At 73.6% G+C, this 18,939-nt stretch carries 16 protein-coding genes and 1 riboswitch; of the genes, 11 read left to right on the top strand and 5 right to left on the bottom strand.

What is annotated here, in order from left to right; genetic code table 11:
• Positions 1 to 118 precede the first annotated feature (118 nt).
• The 3 genes from ACZ7G1_RS19540 to ACZ7G1_RS19530 are packed head-to-tail and all read left to right on the top strand — an operon-like array spanning position 119 to position 3,292.
• Positions 119 to 1,588 carry an APC family permease gene (locus tag ACZ7G1_RS19540; RefSeq protein WP_470874346.1) on the top strand — a complete coding sequence of 490 codons (1,470 nt, stop codon included), beginning with the start codon at positions 119 to 121 and terminating at the stop codon, positions 1,586 to 1,588.
• Positions 1,585 to 2,022, top strand: a complete 438-nt coding sequence (locus ACZ7G1_RS19535) for a hypothetical protein (RefSeq protein WP_470874345.1) — start codon at positions 1,585 to 1,587, stop codon at positions 2,020 to 2,022. Before ACZ7G1_RS19540 ends, ACZ7G1_RS19535 begins: the two co-directional genes overlap by 4 nt.
• A 10-nt stretch (positions 2,023 to 2,032) precedes the next feature.
• Complete coding sequence (locus ACZ7G1_RS19530; RefSeq protein ID WP_470874343.1) at positions 2,033 to 3,292, top strand: threonine/serine exporter family protein; 1,260 nt, start codon at positions 2,033 to 2,035, stop codon at positions 3,290 to 3,292.
• Between the two features lie 18 nt (positions 3,293 to 3,310).
• Here the strand turns inward: ACZ7G1_RS19530 and ACZ7G1_RS19525 are convergent, their stop codons facing one another.
• Positions 3,311 to 4,615 (bottom strand): hypothetical protein, encoded by a 1,305-nt coding sequence (locus tag ACZ7G1_RS19525; protein ID WP_470874342.1) that lies wholly within the window; start codon positions 4,613 to 4,615, stop codon positions 3,311 to 3,313.
• A gap of 102 nt (positions 4,616 to 4,717) precedes the next feature.
• On the opposite strand from ACZ7G1_RS19525, the gene ACZ7G1_RS19520 reads away from it, so the two are divergent.
• A complete protein-coding gene (locus ACZ7G1_RS19520) occupies positions 4,718 to 5,677 on the top strand; it encodes a D-2-hydroxyacid dehydrogenase family protein (RefSeq protein WP_470874340.1) in 960 nt (319 codons plus the stop codon).
• Positions 5,678 to 5,687: 10 nt separating this feature from the next.
• Here the strand turns inward: ACZ7G1_RS19520 and ACZ7G1_RS19515 are convergent, their stop codons facing one another.
• On the bottom strand, positions 5,688 to 6,044 hold the full coding sequence (locus ACZ7G1_RS19515) for a GntR family transcriptional regulator (RefSeq protein WP_470874338.1): 357 nt from the start codon (positions 6,042 to 6,044) through the stop codon (positions 5,688 to 5,690).
• A gap of 2 nt (positions 6,045 to 6,046) precedes the next feature.
• Entirely contained in the window at positions 6,047 to 6,988 is a 942-nt protein-coding gene (locus ACZ7G1_RS19510) for a DUF1648 domain-containing protein (protein ID WP_470874337.1), read from the bottom strand.
• Between the two features lie 147 nt (positions 6,989 to 7,135).
• Between ACZ7G1_RS19510 and ACZ7G1_RS19505 the strand changes: the two genes are divergently transcribed.
• Positions 7,136 to 8,107, top strand: coding sequence for a S8 family peptidase (locus ACZ7G1_RS19505; RefSeq protein WP_470874336.1), 972 nt, complete (start codon positions 7,136 to 7,138; stop codon positions 8,105 to 8,107).
• A gap of 56 nt (positions 8,108 to 8,163) precedes the next feature.
• Positions 8,164 to 9,054: a PhzF family phenazine biosynthesis protein gene (locus ACZ7G1_RS19500; RefSeq protein ID WP_470874334.1), complete on the top strand. Its 891-nt coding sequence runs from the start codon at positions 8,164 to 8,166 to the stop codon at positions 9,052 to 9,054.
• A 17-nt stretch (positions 9,055 to 9,071) separates the two neighbouring features.
• On the opposite strand, the gene ACZ7G1_RS19495 is transcribed toward ACZ7G1_RS19500, so the two are convergent.
• Positions 9,072 to 9,515, bottom strand: a complete 444-nt coding sequence (locus ACZ7G1_RS19495; RefSeq protein ID WP_470874332.1) for a MarR family winged helix-turn-helix transcriptional regulator — start codon at positions 9,513 to 9,515, stop codon at positions 9,072 to 9,074.
• 92 nt (positions 9,516 to 9,607) lie between these two features.
• On the opposite strand from ACZ7G1_RS19495, the gene ACZ7G1_RS19490 reads away from it, so the two are divergent.
• A complete protein-coding gene (locus ACZ7G1_RS19490) occupies positions 9,608 to 9,955 on the top strand; it encodes a DoxX family protein (RefSeq protein WP_470874331.1) in 348 nt (115 codons plus the stop codon).
• Between the two features lie 119 nt (positions 9,956 to 10,074).
• Positions 10,075 to 11,670: a ribosomal protection-like ABC-F family protein gene (gene abc-f / locus ACZ7G1_RS19485; RefSeq protein WP_470874330.1), complete on the top strand. Its 1,596-nt coding sequence runs from the start codon at positions 10,075 to 10,077 to the stop codon at positions 11,668 to 11,670.
• Positions 11,671 to 11,677: 7 nt separating this feature from the next.
• On the opposite strand, the gene cobN is transcribed toward abc-f, so the two are convergent.
• Complete coding sequence (cobN, locus tag ACZ7G1_RS19480; protein WP_470874329.1) at positions 11,678 to 15,298, bottom strand: cobaltochelatase subunit CobN; 3,621 nt, start codon at positions 15,296 to 15,298, stop codon at positions 11,678 to 11,680.
• A gap of 46 nt (positions 15,299 to 15,344) precedes the next feature.
• Positions 15,345 to 15,470, bottom strand: a riboswitch (cobalamin riboswitch).
• An 83-nt stretch (positions 15,471 to 15,553) separates the two neighbouring features.
• On the opposite strand from cobN, the gene ACZ7G1_RS19475 reads away from it, so the two are divergent.
• Genes ACZ7G1_RS19475 through ACZ7G1_RS19465 form a run of 3 tightly spaced genes read left to right on the top strand, consistent with a single transcriptional unit; the run spans position 15,554 to position 18,938 of the window.
• A complete protein-coding gene (locus ACZ7G1_RS19475; protein WP_470874407.1) occupies positions 15,554 to 16,798 on the top strand; it encodes a cobalamin biosynthesis protein CobG in 1,245 nt (414 codons plus the stop codon).
• Positions 16,795 to 17,448, top strand: a complete 654-nt coding sequence (locus ACZ7G1_RS19470; protein WP_470874327.1) for a precorrin-8X methylmutase — start codon at positions 16,795 to 16,797, stop codon at positions 17,446 to 17,448. Before ACZ7G1_RS19475 ends, ACZ7G1_RS19470 begins: the two co-directional genes overlap by 4 nt.
• Complete coding sequence (locus ACZ7G1_RS19465) at positions 17,445 to 18,938, top strand: precorrin-2 C(20)-methyltransferase (protein WP_470874325.1); 1,494 nt, start codon at positions 17,445 to 17,447, stop codon at positions 18,936 to 18,938. The genes ACZ7G1_RS19470 and ACZ7G1_RS19465 overlap by 4 nt, the downstream gene beginning before the upstream one ends.
• The last annotated feature ends 1 nt before the right edge of the window (position 18,939 follow it).

The raw sequence follows: 18,939 nt of genomic DNA, 5'->3' as shown, positions 1-18,939 counted from the left end.
TACGCCCCGAGGCGCCCGGGCGCGGGCCCGTCCCCCGTACGGCCGACACCGGTTGCCGCTCTTCCGGGGCCGTTCGAGCCTGAGGTGATCGTGTGACGGGTGACGTGAGGGAGGGCTCGTGAGCAGCATCGACACTCCGGCGGAGGTGCCCAGACCGCGTGCGGCGGCGCGTCCTGCGGCGCCGACGACGATGACGTGGGTGACGCTGGCGCTGATGACGACGGCGTCGGTGGCGAGTCTGCGGGCGGCGCCGACGATGGCGGTGTACGGCCTGGCCTGCGTGTTCCTCTATCTCATCCCGGCGATCGTGTTCCTGCTGCCGACGGCGCTGGTCTCGGCTGAGCTCGCCTCGGGCTGGAGCGGCGGTGTGTACCGGTGGGTCGCGGAGGGCCTGTCGAAGCCGCTGGGGTTCCTGGCCGTGTGGTGCCAGTTCGCGATGACGATCTTCTACTACCCGAGTCTGCTGGCCTTCGTGGCCTCGACGATCGCGTACGTCATCGACCCCTCGCTCGCGTCGAACGGCGTCTACACGGCGATCGTCATCATGGTCCTGTACTGGACCGGCGTGTGGGTGTCCTCGCGCGGGACCAAGGCCCTCGCGGGTCTTTCCAGTTGGGGCCTGATCATCGGCACGCTGGTGCCGGGCACGGTCCTCGTCGTCCTCGGCATGGTGTTCCTCGGCGAGGGCAACCCGTCGGCGGCGCCGATGGACTCGAGCCATCTGCTGCCGCAGTGGACGGGCCTCGCGAGCCTGGTCCTGATCGTCAACAACTTCCTGTCGTACTCGGGCATGGAGATGAACGCGGTGCACGTCTCCTCGCTGAAGGACCCGGCGAAGGAGTACCCGAAGTCGATGTTCCTGGCGATGGGCCTGGTGCTGCTGATCTTCATCCTGCCCGCGCTGGCGATCAGCTGGGTGGTGCCGTCCGACCAGCTGAGCCTGACGGCCGGTGTGATGCAGGCGTTCGACGCGTTCTTCTCGTACTTCAACGTGGGCTGGATGACGCCGATCGCCGCCGTCATGCTGATCTCCGCCTCCCTCGGCGGCATGCTGACCTGGCTCGCCGGGCCGTCCAAGGGCCTCCTGGAGATCTCCCGCCACGAGGGCTACCTGCCGCCGTTCCTGCAGAAGCTCAACAAGTTCGGCATCCAGCAGAACATCCTGGTCACCCAGGGCGTGGTGACCTCGGTGATCGCCCTGCTCTACGCGCTGATCCCGAACGTGTCGAGCGTCTACTGGATCTTCTCGACCATCACCACGCAGGTGTACCTGATCGTCTACCTGCTGATGTTCGCCGCCGCGATGCGGCTGCGGAAGACCCAGCCCGACCACCCGCGCGGCTACCGGGCGCCCGCGCTCGGCCTGCTGTGCTCGGTCGGCCTGCTCGCCTCGCTCGCGGCGCTCGCCATCGGCTTCGTGCCGCCCTCGCAGTTCGGCGGCAACAGCGTCCTCTCGTACGTCCTCGTCATCGGCGGCGGCCTGATCATCCTCGGCCTGCTGATCCCGTGGCTGTTCCTGAAGTTCCGCAAGCCGGAGTGGCGCACGGCCGCCGCCGGTGACCCGTCGAGCGAGGGAGACCGGTCATGAGCCCCACCCGCTTCGCCACCGAGCACAAGTGGATCTACTGGGGCGCGATCGTCATCCTCGTCGGCCTCGCCGTCACCGGCGTGATCCGCTACGCGAGCGTGAAGACGAACAGCCGGACGCTCTCCAAGGCCAACCAGCTCCAGGAGCAGCTGGTCGAGGCCGGCTACCCCTCCCCCGACACCGACACCGTCGAGCGGCTCCTCGGCACCGACGGCGGCCAGGTCTGCGAGGAACCGGGCAACGCCCTGAAGACCGCGCTGTGGAAGATCCAGCAGTCCAACGGCGCCGCGGGCCCCGGCCAGCGGCCCGTCATCTCCGACACCAAGGCCGTCGAGGCCGAGCGGATCGTCCTCCAGGTCTACTGCCCGGACAAGGTCGACGAGTTCGACGACGCCGTGGACGACCTGAAGACGGACAGCACGGTACGCCGGTGAGGAACCCCGCTTGACCACGTCCCCGGATCGCGGAGACGCCCCCGACCCCGACGCCCTGCACGCCTTCCTCCGCGAACTCGCCCGCTTCATGCTGCGGTTCAGCGGGGAGGGCGCCGAGGGCGTCGACCGGGTCGTCCGCGGGCTCGCCCGGACGTACGGCGGGCAGGCCGAGACCGTGCTCGTCGCGGACGGGGCCGTGGTCTCCGTTACGGCCGGGGGCCGCACCCTGACCTCGACGGTCACCGCGTTCCCCGACGTCGCCCGGCTCGACCGGGTGGTGGCCCTGAAGGAGTTCGTCGAGCGGGTACGGGAGACCCGGCCGCCGCTGTCCGAGGCGACGGCCGGACTGCGGCGGGTCGAGCGGCTGCCCTCCCGGGTGCCGCGCTGGGCCCGGGGCCTCGGCATCGTCCTGTTCTCGGTGGGGTTCGCGCCCGCCGTCCAGCCGACCTGGTACGAGATCGGCACCACCGCCCTCCTGTCGGCCCTGGTGGCGACGCTGACCGTCCTGTCGGACCGGCGGCCGCGCCTCGCCCACGTGCTGCCGCTGCTCGCCGCCACCCTGGTGTCCCTGGTGACCCTGGGTGTGCTGCGGCCGGGGGACGGCGCCGGCGGACCCGTGCTGATCATGCTTCCGGCGCTGTTCTTCTTCGTGCCGGGCGACTTGCTGAGCGCGTCCGCCGCCGAACTCGTCGGCGGCTTCATGACGACCGGTGCCGTCCGGCTCGTCTACGCCCTCGTCCTGCTCCTCCAGTTGTACGTGGGCGTCCTGATCGGCGTGGCCGTCACCGGCACCCCGACGAGCGCGCTCCTCGACACCGCGGGGGACACGGACCTGTCCCGGTGGGTGATCGTCGGGAGCTGGGCGGTGTTCACGGTCGGCCTGATCCTGGCGTTCGGGGTGCCGTGGCGGGTCGCGGGCTGGGTGACGGCGCTCGTCTACCTGTCGCTGGGCGTGCAGGCGGCCGGCACGGCGCTGCTCGGCGAGGTCGTCGGCACGTTCGTCGCCGCGACGGCCCTCGCGGTCGCGGCGGACCTGCTCTCCCGGCCCGCCGGGCGCCCGCCCCGGCTCGTCCTCTTCCTCGGCGGCTTCTTCACCCTCACCGCCGGCTCCCTCGGCCTGCGGGCACTGACCTCCCTGGCCGGCGGTCACGTGCTGCACGGCTTCCACGACCTGATGGACTTCGTCACCGTCGTCACCACGATCGCGGTCGGCCTCCTCGCGGGGGCGGCGCTCGTACCGGCCCGCCTGGAGAAGGACTTCCCTGCGTGAACGTCTAGGCGTGAACCTCTAGGCGGTCTTCCCGGTCGGCTCGCTCGGGCCGCCGTCCTCCGGCTCCTCCGCCAGGAAGGCCTCGATCGCCAGGGCGAAGAGCAGGGCGAGGGCGAGGCCGACGACGACCCAGCCGGTGGGGTGGGGCCAGAAGACGCAGGCGGCGGCCGCGGCGGCGACGAGCAGCCAGGTGATCCAGGTGCGGTGACGGTGGACGAACGGGCCGACGGGGCCGAGGCGCAGGCCGGCGCGGTCGGCGGTGGCGCGGGTGGCGCTGATGCCGGAGTGCCAGAGGCCGCGGGTGAGGACGGCGGGGCGGCTCGGTCCGGAGAGCCAGGCGGCGAGGGCGATGAGGACGCCGAGGACCGCGAACACCCGGACGGAGGTGCGGAGGTAGCGGATGAGGGTGTCGTACACCGATCCGGCGGCGGCGGGCGAGACGCCGGCGGGCAGGGCGTTCAGATAGACCGTGCGGAAGACGGTGAGGGCGACGCCGAGGACGATCGCGGCGAAGGCGACGCCGAGGGCGCCGGCGACCAGCGTGCGGCGCCGGCGGGCGGCCAGCAGCACCCCGCCCGCGACCAGGAGGACGGCGATGACCGGCAGCCACACGCCCATGGTCTGGAGGAGCGAGAAGCCGGTCTTCACCTTGCCGATGTCCTCGGACCTGACGACGGTGAAGTCGGTGTGGACCTCGGGGATCTTGCCCGCGACCGTGAGCCCGGAGTCGACGAGCCGTTCCTTCACCCGGTCGATGACGGGCGCCAGGTCGATGGAGACGGTGTCCGTGTCGATCTTCACGGCGCCGTCGTCGCTGCCGGTCAGGGCCCGGTCGAGGGAGGTGTGGATGGCGCGGTTGGCATCGGTCCAGATGGTCTCGAAGGCGGGCGAGGCGACGACGTCCTGCGCACGGTCGTGGACGAAGCTGCCGACGGCGCTCTCCAGCGAACCGCCCAGCTTGCCGAGGGCCTTCTCCACCAGGGGCCGCTGGTCGGGAGCGACGCCTTCGAGGAGCGAGGCCAGGTCGATGTGGTCCATCACAGCGGTGGTGACCCGGTCGGCGACGGCGGCCTGGACGTCCGGGTCGGAGGCGAGCGGGGTGACCGTCTGGACGTAGCGGTCGGTGTCGCCGACGATGTCGGCCGTCCAGGAGGCGACGATGCCGAGCGGCACGAACACGCAGCCCAGGACGATCAGCAGGGCGGAGAAGAAGGAGCGGAGGCGGTGGCGGGGTGGCGGGGCGGCCGCCTTGTCGGCTTCGAGGGCGGCCACCCGGGCCCGGAGTACGGCGAGTTCGTCGGCACTGTCACCGGCCACGGCCATGGGCACCCACTCTCATAACGAGACAGAACAGGGCAATTCTCCGAGAGGCGGGCCGTTCTGTCGCCCTGGGCGGCGCACGGGGGCGTCGGCGATCATGGCGACATGAAGCTGCGCTGCGCCGTACTCGACGACTACCAGGGCGTCGCCCTCACCTCCGCCGACTGGAGCCCGCTCGCCGACCGCGTCGACGTCCGGGTGTTCCGCGAGCACCTCGGCGACCGGGACGCGGTCGCCGCCGCGATCGGGGACTGCGAGATCGCCGTGATCATGCGGGAGCGGACCCGGTTCGACGCGGAGCTCCTCGCCCGCCTCCCGCGGCTCCGGCTCCTCGTCACCTCCGGTCCGCGCAACGCCTCTATCGACCTCGCCGCCGCCCGTGCCCGGGGCGTCGTCGTCAGCGGCACGGGCAGCGGGTCCGAGCCGCCCACCGAGCTGACCTGGGCCCTGCTGCTCGGCCTCGCCCGTCACGTACGGACCGAGGCGCAGGCGATGCGCGAGGGCGGGCCCTGGCAGTCCACCGTCGGCACCGACCTGGCCGGCCGCACCCTCGGCCTCGTCGGCCTCGGCAAGATCGGCGCCAGGGTCGCCGCGGTCGGCCGCGCCTTCGGCATGGACGTCGTCGCCTGGAGCCCGAACCTGACGGAGGAGCGGGCCGCCGGGCACGGCGCGCGGCTCGCGAAGGACAAGGGCGAACTCTTCGCCGCCGCCGACTTCGTCTCGCTCCACATGGTGCTCTCCGACCGCAGCCGCGGCCTGGTCGGCGAGGCCGAACTGCGCGCGATGCGCCCCTCCGCGTACCTCGTGAACACCTCACGGGCCGGTCTGGTCGACGGCGAGGCGCTCCTGCGGGCGCTGCGCGAGGGGTGGATCGCCGGCGCCGGCCTCGACGTGTACGACACCGAGCCCCTGCCCGCCGACGACCCGCTCCGCACCCTGCCGAACGTCCTCGCCCTCCCGCACCTCGGCTATGTCACCGAGGCCAACTACGGCGTCTACTTCGGCGAGGCCGTCGAGGACATCGAGGCCTTCCTCGCGGGCGCGCCGGTACGCGAGCTGGGCTGACGTGCTCCGGCTAGCCCAGGCTCGTACGGGCCAGTTCCACGAACTCCTCGTCGCTGAGGCCCAGCTCGCGGGCCTCCACCGCGGCCTCGCGGAGACGCGAGACGAGCCGGGCGCGGTCGGGGGCGGTGGCGCCGGGGACGATGAGGGCGCCGCGGCCCCGGCGGAGCTCGATGAGGCCCTCCTCGCGCAGGCGCTGGTAGCCGCGCAGGACGGTGTGGACGTTGACGCCGAGCGAGTCGGCGAGCTCGCGCGCGGCCGGGAGGCGTTCGCCGGGCGCCGCCGAACCGTCGGCGAGCGCGCCCCGGACGCAGGCGGCGATCTGGTCGCCGAGGGGGACGGAGGAGGCCTGGTCGACACGGAAGAGCACGCTCAGACCTTCCCATGCCGCTCGGCCAGCGCGTTGAGGAGGGCGGCCGCCGTCCCCGCGTCCGGCACGGTCACCGCGAACTCCCGCCCGCCGTCCCGCCGCACCACGAGCGCCTCACCGGACCGCAGCACCACGCCCGTCCGGTGGGCCCGCACCCGGTAGCCCCAGCCGCCGAAGTCGGTGACGGCGTGGATGTCCCGGACGTCGGCGTCCGCGACCTCGTCGAGCGGGATCCGGATGCGGGGCCAGGAGGCGACGGCCGGGCGGACGGTGAGGCCGCGGCGGTCGACGCTGACCCTTATGCGGGCCAGGGCGAGCCCGGGGACGACGACGGCGAAGTCGACGAAGGCGAACAGGCTCCAGGGCCAGGGCACGAAGGCCAGGACGAACGGCACCGCCCCGAGGGCGAGCAGCGCGACGCCGGCGAGCGGCCAGGAGCCGGTGGTCCGCGTCCAGCCGGCCACCTCGCTCGCCCCGAGCCGGAGCCGTGGCCCCTGCCCGGCGGGGGTCTCGGTGTCCGGCTCGGGGACGAACCTGGTCAGGAACAGGCCGACGAGAGCGCAGAGGACTCCCGCCGCCGCGGCGACGACGAGGTTGGCCAGGGGCGACTCGACCCCGGCCGCGTCGGCGGTGTCGAGGTTGTCCCGTACGACGAGGAAGAGCAGCGGGCCGATGAAGCCGGCGGTCGCCCAGGCTCCCCACAGGGCGTTGCGGCGGACGAGGAACATCCAGCCGAACCGGAGTCCGACCAGCAGACCGGTACCGACGAGGCCGTACATCGCCCGGCCGGTGAAGCCGTCGGCTTCGCCCCCGCCGCCGAAGTGCGTGGCGAGGGGGTCCGGAAGCCGGTCGTACCAGAGGGCGAACACCACCAGGTAGGCGGCGAGCGCGAGGTCGAAGGGCAGCGCGGCGAGCGCGCGGAGACGAGGCGTGGCACGGTACATGAAAACCTCCCTTGTTCGCACTCTACTAGAACAATGCGCGTTGCGAGAGAGGTCGCGCGAGAAGATCACTCCAGAAGATCGCTCGAGATGCGACGCGCCCGAACCGGTTGTTCACTGGGTCAAACGCAGACGAATGGGGAGATCTTCATGCGCCGCCGGCCCGCCACTCTTGCCGCCTTCACCGCGTTCGCCGCCCTCACCGCGGGGCTCGTCACCGGCTGCGGCGACGACAGCGAACCCGACCCGCTGCGCGGCAAGCAGTGGGGCATCGACGCGCTGAAGCTGCCGGACGCCTGGTCCACCTCCAAGGGCGACGACACCGTCATCGCCGTCGTCGACACCGGCGTCGACCTCGATCACCCCGACCTCAAGGGCCGCCTCGTCGACGGCTACGACTTCGTCGACAACGACGACGAGCCCAAGGACCTCAACGGTCACGGCACCCATGTCTCCGGCATCGCCGCCGCCCACACCGACAACGGCATCGGTGTCGCGGGCGGCGCCCCCGGCGCCAAGATCATGCCGGTCCGGGTGCTCGGCGCGGACGGCAGCGGCAGCGACGCCAACATCACCAAGGGCATCGTCTGGGCCGCCGACCACGGCGCCCACGTCATCAACCTCTCCCTCGGCGAATCCGGCCTGATGGCCCGCCTCCTCAAGGGCGGCATCCTCAACCAGGCCATCTCCCACGCCAACGGCAAGGGCGCCGTCGTCGTCGCCGCCGCCGGCAACGACTCCACCGCGCTCCAGCCCTACAAGGTCGACACCCCGGTCCTCGTCGTCAACGCCGCCGACCGGAACGGCCAGGCCGCCTCCTTCACCAACTTCGGCGCGCAGAACGCCGTGTCGGCCCCGGGCGTGAACATCCTCTCGACCCTCCCGACGTACACGACCAAGGAGACCCTCAAGAACACCACCGGGTACGGCCAGCTCTCCGGCACCTCCATGGCCTCCCCGTACGTCTCCGCCGTCGCCGCCCTCCTCCACCAGCAGGGCCTCTCCCCCGCCGAGATCATGCAGACCATCCGCGACACGGCCGCCAACCCGGCCAAGGCCCCCAAGCTCGGCCTGGGGAACGTCGACGCGGCCGCGGCGGTCAAGGCGGCGAAGGACAAGTAACACCCTTGGCGCACCGGCCCCTTGTGCTTCCGTTTCCGGAGCGGGAGGGTTCCGGGGTGACCAGGGACCGGTGGGAAGGCGGCGAGCTGCCCGTCACGGTCGTCCGCGCCTGCGTGCGCGAGGACGGCGCCGGCGGCAGCCCCACCGCGGTGCTCGACGAGGTGCCGCTGAGCGAGGAGCGGCGGCGCCTGGTGCCGGCCCTGGCCGGAACCTCGCACGCGGTCTTCGTCTCTGCGCGGGACGGCGACCCGGCGGTCTCGCTGCGCTTCTTCACCTCCGGAGGCGAGCTGCCGGCCTGCGGTCACGGCACCCTCGCGGCGCTCGCCTTCCTGGCCGGGCGTGCGGGCTCCGGCACCCACCGGACCGCCCTGCGGACGGCGGCGGGGCGGGACTTCGCGGGCCGGTGGGTACGGGAGGGCGGGCGGATCCGGGCCTCCTTCGAGGCCGGCGGGGTGGACCTGCGCGAACCCACGGCGGCCGAACTCGGCCTCGTACTGCCCGCGCTCGGCGTCCCGGGGGACGCGCTCGGGCCCGGGGTGCGGGTCGCCTCGACGGGGCGGCCGCGGCTGCTGGTCCCGGTGACCTCCCCCGCGGTGCTCGCCGGGCTCGCCCCCGACACCGGGCGGCTGCGTGCCGCGTGCGACTGGCTGGGGCTCCTCGGCTGTTACGTCCACACGGGGCCGACACCCTCGGGGCGGCGGGCGGCCCGGATGTTCGCGCCGTCGATCGGCGTTCCGGAGGACATCGCCAACGCCAACAGCACGGGGTGCCTCGCCGCTCAACTGGCCGACCCCACCCACATGACGGTCGACATCGCCGTCGACATGGGGGACTCCCTCGGCAGCCCCTCCACGATCACCTCCTCCACACGGCCGGGCCCGGCGGGCCCGGTGGTGTGGCTGGGCGGGGCGGTGGAGTTCGAGGACGTGGTGCGGCTCGTGGTGTGAGCCGCGCGGGGAAGGGCCTACTCGGCGCCGCAGTCGTGGGCGGCCGGGTCGACGGCGACGCGGTCCAACAGCCCGCGCAGGAGGGTCTGTTCGGCCTCGGTGAGGTCGCCGAAGAGTTCACGCTCGGCTTCGCCGACGGCCTGGTCGACGCGGTCGAGGGCGGCGGTGCCGGCGGGGGTGATCTCGACGATGTGGCGGCGCCGGTCGGCCGGGTCGCGGCGGCGCTCGGCGAGCCCGGCGGCCTCCAACTCGTTGAGGATCGCGACCAGTTGGCTCGGGTCGATCTCCATCGCGAGGGCGAGTTCACGCTGGCTGGTGGCTCCGGGGGCCAGCTGCATCAGGGTCATCGCGTTGCGCGGGTGCAGCCCGGCCACACCGAGGGCGGCGCGGATGCGCGCGCCGGTGAGCTCGCCACGGAAGGAGAGGAGGAAGCCGAGGCGGTCGGTCGGATGAGCTGCCATGTCGTCCACCGTAACAACAACACGATTGTGGAGCGACAGAAATCGTTGTTACTCTTCAACGGTTGTCGTCCCCATACCGTTGGAGCCTCTCCATGTCCATCGCCTACGCCGTCGTCGCGGGCTTGCTCGCCCTCGCGTCCACCGCCTCCGCCTTCCTGACCTTCACCAAGAACCCGCAGGTCACCGGCAGCATGACCAAGCTGGGAGTGCCCGAGGGCTGGCTTCCGTGGCTCGCGACCGCGAAGGCGGCGGGCGCCGCGGGCCTGGTCGCGGGCCTCTTCGTCCCGCTGCTCGGCGAGGCCGCGGCCGTGGGCCTGGTGCTCTACTTCGCCGGGGCCGTCGTCACCCACCTGCGCGCGAAGGACTTCCAGGTGGCGCCGCCGGCGGCGCTCGCCCTGATCGCGGCGGCCGCGCTGGTGCTGCGCATAGCCTCCGCCTGAGCCGCCACCCGGGGAGTTCAACGAAACGAGACGTCTCGTCTTGCGAAGCTGGGCGCCGTGGCGTACCTTCGCCGAAGCGAGACGTACCGTCTCGCGTCTCTGACGGCAGGAGGTGCCCCTTGTTCCGTGCCCAATTCACCGAGGTCGGCAAGCGCTACGACGACCGGTACGTGCGGCACCGCACGGTGCTCGACCGGGTCTCCTTCACCGTGCGCCCCGGCGAGCGGCTCGGGATCGTCGGGGACAACGGCTCGGGGAAATCGACCCTGCTCCGGCTGCTCGCCGGGATCGAGACGCCCGACAGCGGCGAGGTCACCGTCGACGCCCCCGGCGGCCTCGGCCACCTCGCCCAGACCCTGGACCTCCCCCCGACCGCCACCGTCGGCGACGCCGTCGACCACGCGCTCGCCGGCATACGAGCCCTGGAGCGGGCGATCCGCGACGCCGAGGCGGACCTCGCCACCACCGGCGACCTCGCCGGATACGCCGAGCTGCTCGCCGCCTACGAGGCGCGCGGCGGCGCCGGGGCCGACCGGCGGGTGGAGACGACGCTGCGGCGGCTCGGCGAGCGCGGACCGCTCGACCGGGAACGGCCGCTCGGCACCCTGTCCGGCGGACAGCGCTCCCGGCTCGCCCTCGCGGGCGTCCTCGCCGCCGAACCCGAACTGCTGCTGCTCGACGAGCCGACGAACGACCTCGACGACGAGGCCGTCGCCTGGCTGGAAGAGCGGCTGCGCGCCCACCGGGGGACGGTCGTCGCCGTCTCGCACGACCGGATGTTCCTCGACCGGGTCGCCACCGCCGTCCTCGAAGTCGACGAGGACAGGCACACCGTGCGCCGCTACGGCGACGGATACGCCGGCTACCTCGCCGGACGGGCCGCCGAACGGGCCCGCAGGCAGCGGGAGTACGAGGAGTGGAAGGAGGAGCTCGCCCGGTACCGGGCCCTCGCCGACACCCACATCGACCGGTTCTCCGCGATCCCGCGCAAAGCCCCGGCGGCCTTCAGCGGGGCGGGCGCCTTCCGTGCCCGCTCGCGGGCGCACGGGGCGATGAGCAGGATCAGGGCCGCCCGCGAGAAGCTCGCCCGGCTGTCCGCCCGGCCCGTACCGCGCCCGGCCGACCCGCTGCGCTTCCGCGCGGACCTCACCGGCGGCGCAGGCGCCCCCGTCGACCTGGCGGACGTGCGGGTGGACGGCCGGCTGCGGCTCGACGCCCTCCACCTCGACGCGGGCGAACGGCTCCTGGTCACCGGGCCGAACGGCGCCGGGAAGACGACCCTCCTCAAGGTCCTCGCGGGCGAACTCGTCCCGGACGCCGGCACGGTGAGCGCGCCGGCCCGCGTCGGGATGCTCCGCCAGGAGACGGCCCCGCCCACCGACCCCCGTACGGTGAGCGAGGCCTTCGGCGAAGGCCGCGAGGACGAACTGCTCGCCCTCGGGCTCTTCGCCGCCCGGGACCTCACGACCCCGGTGCGTCTCCTGTCGGCCGGCCAGCGCCGCAAGCTGGAGCTGGCCAGGCTCGTGACCTCACCCGCCGAGCTGCTCCTCCTCGACGAGCCGACCAACCACCTGGCCCCCGGCCTGGTGGAGGAGCTCGACGCCGCGCTCGCGCGCTATCCGGGCACGCTGGTCGTGGTCAGCCACGACCGGCGGCTGCGGGAGGGCTTCCGGGGCCGCCACCTGGTGCTGGCCCCGGAACTCGTGGGCGTATGAACGGCCGTCAGTCCTCGTCGGAGCCTTCGAGGTCGCCCTCCGTCTCCAGGAACACCTGGCGCAGGGCGGCCAGGGTCTCCGGGTCCGGCTTCTCCCACATGCCACGGGACTCGGCTTCGAGGAGCCGCTCCGCGATGCCGTGCAGCGCCCACGGGTTGGCCTCCTTCAGGAAGGCCTGGTTCTCCGCGTCGAGGACGTACTCCTGGGTGAGCTTGTCGTACATCCAGTCGGCGACGACACCCGTCGTGGCGTCGTAGCCGAAGAGGTAGTCGACGGTCGCCGCCAGCTCGAACGCGCCCTTGTAGCCGTGGCGGCGCATCGCCTCGATCCAGCGCGGGTTGACCACCCGGGCGCGGAACACCCGGGAGGTCTCCTCGACGAGGGTGCGGGTGCGGACGGTCTCCGGGCGGGTCGAGTCGCCGATGTACGCCTCGGGGGCGGTGCCCTTCAGCGCGCGGACGGTCGCGACCATGCCGCCGTGGTACTGGAAGTAGTCGTCCGAGTCCGCGATGTCGTGCTCGCGGGTGTCCGTGTTCTTCGCGGCGACCGCGATCCGCTTGTACGCGGTCTCCATCTCGGCACGGGCCGGACGGCCTTCGAGCCCGCGGCCGTACGCGTAACCGCCCCACACCGTGTACACCTCGGCGAGGTCGGCGTCGGTGCGCCAGTCGCGCGAGTCGATCAGCTGGAGGATGCCCGCCCCGTACGTCCCCGGCCGCGAGCCGAAGATGCGGGTGGTGGCGCGCCGCTCGTCGCCGTGCTCGGCGAGGTCGGCCTGCGCGTGCGCCCGGACGAAGTTCTCCTCGGCGGACTCGCCCTCCAGGCCCGCGACCAGCCGGACGGCGTCGTCGAGAAGGCCGATGACGTGCGGGAACGCGTCACGGAAGAAGCCGGAGATGCGCAGGGTGACGTCGACGCGCGGGCGGCCGAGCTCCGCGAGCGGGATCGGCTCCAGGCCGTTGACGCGGCGGGAGGCCTCGTCCCACAGCGGGCGGACGCCGAGCAGGGCGAGCGCCTCGGCGACGTCGTCGCCCGCGGTGCGCATCGCGCTCGTACCCCACAGGGAGAGTCCGACCGAGGTCGGCCACTCGCCGTTGTCGGTGCGGTAGCGCTCCAGGAGCGAGTCGGCGAGGGCCTGGCCGGTCTCCCAGGCGAGCCGGGAGGGGACGGCCTTGGGGTCGACCGAGTAGAAGTTGCGGCCGGTCGGAAGCACGTTGACCAGGCCGCGGAGCGGGGAGCCCGAGGGGCCCGCCGGGACGAAGCCGCCGTTCAGGGCGTGCACGGCGTGCGCCAGCTCGTCGGTGGTGGCGGCGAGGCGCGGCACGACCTGGTGGACCGCGAAGTACAGGACGTCGCGGACCTCGGAGCCGTACGCCTCGGCGACCGTCTCGACGGCCTCCGGCGACCAGCCCGCCGCCTCCATCGCCTCGACCAGCGCACGTGCCTGGGCCTCGACGGCGTCGGCGTCCGTGCGCGTGGGCGCCGACTCGTCGAGGCCGAGGGCCTCCCGCAGACCCGGCAGCGCCTGCGTGCCGCCCCAGATCTGGCGGGCGCGCAGGATGGAGAGGACCAGGTTGATCCGGGCCTCGCCCTCCGGGGCGCCGCCGAGGACGTGCAGACCGTCGCGGATCTGGGCGTCCTTGACCTCGCACAGCCAGCCGTCGACGTGCAGCAGGAAGTCGTCGAAGCCGTCGTCCTCCGGCCGCTCCTCCATGCCCAGGTCGTGGTCGAGCTTGGCGGCCTGGATCAGCGTCCAGATCTGGGCGCGGATCGCGGGCAGCTTCGCCGGGTCCATGGAGGAGATCTGCGCGTACTCGTCGAGCAGCTGCTCCAGCCGCGCGATGTCGCCGTACGAGTCGGCGCGGGCCATCGGCGGGACGAGGTGGTCGACGAGGGTGGCGTGCACGCGGCGCTTCGCCTGGGTGCCCTCGCCCGGGTCGTTGACGAGGAACGGGTAGACCAGCGGGATGTCGCCGAGCGCCGCGTCCGGGCCGCAGGCGGCGGACAGGCCGGCGTTCTTGCCGGGCAGCCACTCCAGGTTGCCGTGCTTGCCCAGGTGGACCATGGCGTCGGCGCCGAAGCCGCCGTCCTCGGCGCGGGCGGCGATCCAGCGGTAGGCGGCCAGGTAGTGGTGGGACGGCGGGAGATCGGGGTCGTGGTAGATCGCGATCGGGTTCTCGCCGAAGCCGCGCGGCGGCTGGATGAGGATCAGCAGGTTCCCGCGCCGCAGCGCGGCCAGGACGATGTCCCCCTCCGGGTTCCGGGACCGGTCGAGGAACATCTCGCCGGGCGCCGGCCCCCAGTGCTCCTCGACCTGCTCGCGCAGCTCGGCGGGGAGTTCGGCGTACCAGCGCTTGTAGTCGGCGGCCGGGATGCGGACCGGGTTCTTCGCGAGCTGCTCCTCGGTGAGCCAGTCCTGGTCGTGGCCGCCGGCCTCGATGAGGGCGTAGATCAGCTCGTCGCCGTCGCCGGAGACCAGACCGGGCAGCTCGGCCTCGGGCCCGAAGTCGTAGCCCTCGGCGATCAGGCGGCGGAGCAGCGCGACCGCGGAGGCGGGGGTGTCGAGGCCGACCGCGTTGCCGATGCGGGAGTGCTTCGTCGGGTACGCGGAGAGGACGAGCGCCAGCTTCTTCTCGGCGTTCGGGATGTGGCGGAGCCGGGCGTGCCGGACGGCGATGCCGGCGACGCGGGCCGCGCGCTCGGCGTCGGCGACGTACGCGGGCAGGCCGTCGGCGTCGATCTCCTTGAAGGAGAACGGGACGGTGATGAGCCGGCCGTCGAACTCGGGCACGGCGACCTGGCTGGCGGCGTCGAGCGGCGACAGGCCCTCGTCGTTCTCCTCCCACGCCGAGCGCGAGCCGGTCAGGCACAGCGCCTGGAGGATCGGCACGTCGAGCGCGGCCAGCGCCCCCGCGTCCCACGCTTCTTCGTCGCCGCCGGCCTGCGCCTCGGCGGGCTTCGTGCCGCCGGCCGCGAGGACGGTCGTGACGATCGCGTCGGCGCCGCCGAGGGTGGCGACGAGCTCGGCCTCGGGGGCCCGCAGGGACGCCACGTACAGCGGCAGGGCCTGGGCGCCGGCGTCCTCGATCGCGTCGCAGAGGGCGCCGACGAAGGCGGTGTTCCCGCTCATGTGGTGGGCGCGGTAGTAGAGCACGGCCACCGTCGGGCCCTCGGTGCGGCGCGGGGTGCGCTCCAGCGGGCCCCAGGTGGGGGCGGCCGCCGGGGCCTCGAAGCCGTGGCCGGTGAGCAGGACGGTGTCGGAGAGGAAGCGGGCCAGCTGCTCCAGGTTCGCCGGGCCGCCGTGCGCCAGGTAGGCGTGGGCCTCGGTGGCGACGCCGACGGGGACGGTGGAGGCCTCCATCAGCTGGGCGTCGGGGGCCTGTTCGCCGCTGAGGACGACGACCGGCTTCCCGGCGGCGCGGATCGCGTCGATCCCCTCCTGCCAGGAGCGGAGCCCGCCGAGGAGGCGGACGACGACGAGTTCGGCCTCGTCGAGGAGGCCGGCGAGGTCGGCGAGGGGAAGGCGGGCCGGGTTGGCGAAGCGGTACTCCACCGGTCCGGTCGCGGCGGCGTTCGCCGCGCGGGCGCTGAGCAGGTCGGTGTCGGAGTGCGACAGCAGGAGCAGCATGGCGTGCGCAGGCCTTCCTCGGGGTTGTCCGCGCCCCGGGTGGTCGTATGGATGGCAGGAGTTCCTGACTCACCCGTGCCGGCTCGGCCGGTACGGGCTCACAGTGGCGGGACCGCGCCGGATTCTCACCGGGCTTCCTCCCCGGGGTCCTGGGACCCCATGCCGATCTGCATCCTAGATCGTGGCGCGGACAGGCCGAAGAGAGCCGGGGAGTCGGCCGGATCACACCCGGTGAGCGGCCCGTTCCCCGTGGGTATGCTCGCCGCCATGCCGCCCACCCCACCCTCGACGCCCGAGCGGAACGAACCCCCCGCAAGGGACCGTGGCGACGCCTGCCCCGGGGCGCTGCGCCTGCACGCCGCCGACGACGGCGGCCTGGCCCGACTGCGCCTCCCCGCAGGCAGACTGACCGCACGTCAGGTCGAGGCGCTGGCGGACGCGGCGGAGTCCCTGGGCGACGGGTCGGTCAGCATCACCTCCCGGGGCAACGCGGAGCTCCGCGGCCTCGCGGACGGCTGCGGCGCGGAGCTCGCCGCGCTGCTCGCGGACGCGGGCCTGCTGCCCTCGTCCACGCACGAGCGCGTCCGCAACATCGTCGTCTCCCCCGCCGCCGGCCTCGACGGACTCGGCGGTCCCGAGGTCCAGTTGTGGGCCAGGGAACTCGACGCCCTCCTCTGCGCCGAACCGTGGGCGGCAACGCTTTCCGGCCGTTTCCTCTTCGTCCTCGACGACGGGCGCGGGGACGTGGCCGGGCTCGGCGGAGATGTGACCTTGGTCGCAGTGGAGGGGGAGTCGGCGCTCCTGTACGTCGGCGGGCGGGCGTTCCGGGTCGCCGGAGCCGACGCCCCCCGCGCCGCGCTCGCCGCCGCCGGGGCCTTCCTGGACGCCGCACGCACGGCCGGAACCGGCGCCTGGCGGGTCGCGGAGCTCCCCGAGGGGTACGCCCCCGGCCTGGCGGACGCCCTCGACCGGGCGGGCATCACGGCGCAGCCCGTGACCCCGGCGGAATCGCTGCTGCTCTACGGGCCCCCGCCCGCCCCCGGCCCGCTCGGCCCCGCCGCCCACTACGTCCTCGCACCCCTCGGCCGCCTCACCGCGGCCCAGCTGCGGGCACTGCTGCCCGCCGAGGAGGTACGGCTGACGCCGTGGCGCGGCGCCGTGATCGTGGGAACGTCCCCGAACCGCCCCGGACTCGCCGAGCACGGCCTCATCACCGACCCCGGCTCCCCCTGGGTGAACGTCACCGCCTGCACCGGCCGCCCCGGCTGCGCCAAGTCCCTCGCGGACGTCCGCGCCGACGCCGCCCCGGGCCCCGTACGCGGTCTCCCCGTCCACTACTCCGGATGCGAGCGCCGCTGCGGCCACCCGCACGGCACCTGGGTCGACGTCGTCGCCACCGCCGACGGCGCCTACCTGGTGGACGGCGTCCCCACCCCCCGTACCGCCCTGCCCGAAGCAGTCACCACGGCCCGCACGGCCACCCACCCGCTGACGAGATGAGCGAGAGCACCAGCATGTTCGACTACGAGAAGGACGGGGCGGAGATCTACCGCCGGTCCTTTGCCACGATCCGCGCCGAGGCGGATCTGGCGGGCCTGCCCGCCGACGTCGCCCAGGTGGCGGTCCGGATGATCCACGCCTGCGGCATGACCGACCTCGTCAGCGATATCGCCTACTCGCCCCAGGTCGTCTCCCGCGCCCGCGCCGCCCTCCAGGCCGGCGCGCCGATCCTCTGCGACGCCCAGATGGTCGCCAGCGGCGTCACCCGCAAGCGGCTGCCCGCCGACAACGAGGTGATCTGCGCGCTCTCCGACCCGGCCCTCCCCGCCCTCGCCGCCGACCTCGGCACCACCCGCTCCGCCGCCGCCCTCGAACTCTGGCGCGACCGCCTCGAAGGCTCCGTCGTCGCCATCGGCAACGCCCCCACCGCCCTCTTCCACCTCCTGGAGATGGTCGCCAAGGGCGCCGGCAAGCCCGCCGCCGTCCTCGGCATACCCGTCGGCTTCATCGGCGCCGCCGAGTCCAAGGACGCCCTCGCCGAGAACGACCTCGGCCTCGAATACCTCGTCGTACGGGGCCGGCGCGGCGGCAGCGCCATGACGGCCGCCGCGATCAACGCCCTCGCCCACGAAGCGGAGATCCAGGCATGACCACTGCGGCCGGCAAGCTGTACGGCGTCGGGCTCGGCCCCGGCGACCCGGACCTCATGACGGTGGCCGCCGTGAAGGCCATCGCCGAGGCCGACGTCGTCGCCTACCACTCGGCCCGCCACGGCCGCTCCATCGCCCGCTCCATCGCCGCCGAGCACCTCCGCGAGGACCACATCGAGGAGCGGCTCATGTACCCGCTCACGGTGGAGACCACGGACCACCCCGGCGGCTACCGCGGCGCCCTCGACGACTTCTACGAGGAGGCCGCGGCCCGCCTCGCCGCCCACCTCGACGCCGGCCGCACCGTCGCCGTCCTCGCCGAGGGCGACCCGCTGTTCTACGGCTCCTACCAGCACATGCACAAGCGGCTCGCCGACCGCTACGACACCACCGTCATCCCCGGCGTCACCTCCGTCAGCGCCGCCGCCGCCCGCCTCGGCGAACCGCTCTGCGAGGCCGAGGAAGTCCTCACGATCATCCCCGGCACCCTCCCCGAGGACGAGCTGACGGCCCGGCTCGCCGGCACCGACTCGGCCGTCGTCATGAAGCTCGGCCGCACCTTCCCCACCGTCCGGCGGGCCCTGGAGCGTGCCGGACGCCTCGACGACGCCCGGTACGTGGAGCGGGCGTTCATGGCCGGCGAGCGCACCGAGCGGCTCACGGACGTCGACCCGTCGACCGTCCCGTACTTCTCCGTCGCCGTCCTGCCCTCCCGTATCGACCAGGAGCCCCCCGCACGGGAACGCGGCGAGGTCACCGTCGTCGGCACCGGCCCCGCCGGCGCGCCCTGGCTCACCCCCGAATCACGCGGCGCCCTCGTCAACGCCGACGTCCTCGTCGGCTACACCACCTACCTCGACCGCGTCCCGGTCCTGCGCCCCGGCCAGATCCGCCACGGCTCCGACAACAAGGTCGAGTCCGAACGCGCCGAGTTCGCCCTCGACCTGGCCCGCCGCGGCCGCAAGGTCGCGGTCGTCTCCGGCGGCGACCCCGGCGTCTTCGCCATGGCCACCGCCGTCCTGGAGGTCGCCTGCGAGCCGGAGTACGCGGACGTGCCCGTACGGGTCCTCCCCGGCGTGACCGCGGCCAACGCCGCCGCCGCCGCGGCCGGCGCCCCGCTCGGCCACGACTACGCCACCATCTCCCTCTCGGACCGCCTCAAGCCCTGGGACGTCATCGAGGCCCGGCTGCGCGCCGCCGCCTCCGCCGACCTCGTCATCGCCCTCTACAACCCGGGCTCCAAGTCCCGCACCCACCAGGTGGCCGCCGCCCGCGACCTCCTGCTCGAACTGCGCGCCCCCGAGACCCCGGTGGTCGTCGCCCGCGACGTCGGCGGCCCCGAGCAGTCCGTCCGGGTCCTCACCCTCAAGACCCTGGAGCCCTCCGAGGTCGACATGCGGACCCTCCTGCTCATCGGCTCCTCCCAGACGCGGGCCGTCGAACGCGCCGACGGCCGCACGATCGCCTGGACCCCGCGCCGCTACGGCTGAC

This window comes from Streptomyces sp. NPDC037273 (genome assembly GCF_055603625.1).
This window is presented reverse-complemented; position numbering and strand designations above follow the sequence as displayed.